The following is a 2,932-nucleotide window of genomic DNA, read 5'->3' on the forward strand; positions in this document are numbered from 1 at the left end:
GTACCTACACCGCAGTCCCTCGATAGATCACGCGGTATGGGTCCCGGCCTTCGCCGGGACGACAGCGGTGGAAGTTGAGCCACCGTGCCTCACGTCAGCACCTTCACCCCGCCGAACGACGTCACCCGCCCCTCTTTCAGCATCACGATCTGCGTGGCGAGCTGGCGCAGTTCGGCGACGTCGTGACTGACATAGACCATGGGGACGTTGGCTTCGTCCCGCAGCCGCACCAGATAGGGCAGGATCTCGAGCTTGCGGCCCTCGTCGAGCGCACCGAGCGGCTCGTCGAGTAGCAGCAGGCGCGGCTTCGACAACAGCGCGCGCCCGAGCGCGACGCGCTGGCGCTCGCCGCCGGAGAGCTTTCCGGGGCGGCGACCCTGCAGCGCGCCGATGTCGAGCAGGTCGATGATGCGCTTGTGCTGCGCGGGATCGGACGGCAGGCCGTTCATCCGCCTTCCGTAGTCGAGATTCTGCACGACGTTGAGATGCGGAAACAGCCGGGCGTCCTGGAATACATAGCCGATGCGGCGGCGCCAGGCCGGCACATGGATGCCGGCCGCGGTGTCGTCCACGGTCTCGCCGTCGATCACGATGGTGCCGCGGTCGGGCCGCAACAGCCCTGCGATCATGTTGACCAGCGAGCTCTTGCCGGCGCCCGACGCGCCGAATAGGCCGATGACGCGGCCTTCGCCGGTGAAGGATGCGGACAGCGAGAATTCGCCGAGCTGCTTTTCGATATCGACCTGCAGCATGGTCAATTCCCGTGCAGGCGCGCAGTGGCGCGGCGGGCGAACCATTCGGCGGCGATCAGTGCACCCAGCGCCAGGATGACCGAGACGATCACGAGCCGGCCCGCAGCGGCGTCGCCATCGGGCGTCTGGATCAGCGAATAGATCGCCGAGGAAATCGTCTGGGTCTCGCCGGGAATGTTGGAGACGAAGGTGATGGTGGCGCCGAACTCGCCGATCGCCTTCGCAAAGCCGAGCACCATGCCGGCGAGCACGCCGGGCAGCGCCAGCGGCAGCGTTACCGTGAAGAACACCTTCCACGGCGCCGCGCCAAGCGTCTCGGCGGCCTGCTCGAGCTTGCGGTCGATCGCCTCGATCGACAGCCGCATCGGGCGCACCAGCAATGGGAACGACATCAGGCCACATGCGAGCGCAGCACCAGTCCAGCGGAACGCGAAGACGATGCCGAGAGTGTCAGCCAGGAATCCACCGACGAGCCCCTTGCGGCCGAAGGTGAGCAGCAGGAGATAGCCGGTGACGACAGGCGGCAGCACCAGCGGCAGGTGCACCACCGCGTCGAGAAACGACTTGCCCCAGAAGTCATGGCGGGCAAGCAGCCATGCCAGCGCAATGCCGAACGGCGTCGCCACCAGCGTTGCGACGACGGCGACCCTGAGCGAGAGCAGGATCGCGGTCCATTCGGCGGGCGAGATCTCGAACATCAAGTCGCAGATATCACGTCGTGGGGCTGACCAGGAATTTGAAGCCGTATTTTTCCAGAATCGTCTTGGCCGCCGTCGAGCGCAGGAAGGCGAGATAGTCGCTGGTCTCGCCCTTCGCGGTCGTGGTCGCCGCGACCGGATAGATGATCGCAGGATGCGAATCCGCCGGGAAGATGCCGACGATCTTCACGCCCGGCTCGACCTTGGCGTCGGTGGAGTAGACGATGCCGAGATTGGCCTCGCCGCGCGCGACCAGCGTCAGCGCGGCGCGCACGCTCTCGGCCATGGCGAATTTCGGCTCGGCCGCCTGCCATGCACCGAGCTTCTCCAGCGCCGCTTTCGCATACTTTCCGACGGGCACCGACTTGACGTCGCCGGTCGCGATCCTGCCGTCGCCGGCGAGCTTTGCGAGGTCGAAACCCTGCGCGATGGTGACGTTGTCGATCTTGGAATCCTTCGGCGCGATCAGCACGATGCTGTTGCCGAGCAGGTTGACTCTGGAAGGCTCGTTGATGGTCTTCCTGGAGATCGCGTAGTCCATCCAGTCGGTGTCGGCGGAGACGAACACGTCGGCCGGCGCGCCCTGCTCGATCTGCTTGGCGAGCACCGAGCTTGCGGCATAGCTGACGCTGAACTTGACGCCGGTCTTCGCGGTGTAGGCCGCGTCGATCTCGTCGAGTGCGTTCTTCATCGAGGCGGCGGCGAACACGGTGATGGTCTTGTCCTCGGCGGCGGCGGGCGAGAAGGCCGCGCCCGCGAGAAGGACGAAAGCAGTGAAAAGTCCGACGATACGAATCATGAGGTGCGCTCCGTGCGAGCCCGCGCGCGAAATCACGCGCGCAACTGGCGTTGGGTGGGGTCGTTGCGACGGGCGGAAGCGCTGTTCCACGGGGCCTTGCGACGGCTTACGGCCGGCAGGGATATCGCAGCTGCGAAGATAGCAGGCCGAGGCTTTAGGGCAAAGGCGGCCGTTTGTCTAACCAACCCAGCTATTGGGCCGGCAGGATCGCGATCGACAGCGAATTGTCCTTGGCACCGCTGATCTGGACCACCAAGGGCTGACCCGACAGCTCGTATTTCATGGTCTTGCGGATGCCGTCGCAATCGGTCGCGCCGCTGAAGGCCACGGGCTTGAGAAAATGGCCGTCCTGGACCACGTCGACCCAGGCGCCGGCCGACAGGCTGATCGTGTAGAGCCCGGCCTTCGCGGTCTTGATGCTGGTGAAGCCGGCGAAGCTGCCGTCCTTCGGTGCGCGCTCCGGCGGCGTGGGCAGCCTGGCATCCGCCGGCGCGACGAGGCCCAGCGTGACGGCTGTCGCGGGAAGGGCCGGCTGTTCGCTCCCCGAAGCGAGCTTTGCACGGTCCGGCGCCGTCAACGCGGCGCGCTCGCGTTCGATCGGCCATTTGAACTTGTCGCAGCCGCTGGGCTCTTCAGCGGCCAGAGCGGAGGTCGCACCGAGCWTGAGCGCGGCGACGAAGGTG

The 2,932-nt window shown here is 66.2% G+C and carries 4 protein-coding genes; all 4 read right to left on the reverse strand.

Features of this window, described 5'->3' with window-relative positions:
• Positions 1-89 precede the first annotated feature (89 nt).
• Positions 90-752 (reverse strand): molybdenum ABC transporter ATP-binding protein, encoded by a 663-nt coding sequence (modC, locus tag AC1D00_RS34490; protein ID WP_477013756.1) that lies wholly within the window; start codon positions 750-752, stop codon positions 90-92.
• A 2-nt stretch (positions 753-754) separates the two neighbouring features.
• Positions 755-1,450, reverse strand: coding sequence for a molybdate ABC transporter permease subunit (modB, locus tag AC1D00_RS34495; protein ID WP_477013759.1), 696 nt, complete (start codon positions 1,448-1,450; stop codon positions 755-757).
• Positions 1,451-1,463: 13 nt separating this feature from the next.
• The gene (gene modA / locus AC1D00_RS34500) at positions 1,464-2,249 is read right to left on the reverse strand and encodes a molybdate ABC transporter substrate-binding protein (protein WP_477013757.1); all 786 of its coding nucleotides are present in this window, start codon (positions 2,247-2,249) and stop codon (positions 1,464-1,466) included.
• Between the two features lie 190 nt (positions 2,250-2,439).
• The coding region (locus AC1D00_RS34505; RefSeq protein ID WP_477013758.1) for a hypothetical protein at positions 2,440-2,932 on the reverse strand (493 nt) is incomplete at its 5' end.

The organism is Bradyrhizobium sp. P2_E8, assembly GCF_056403875.1.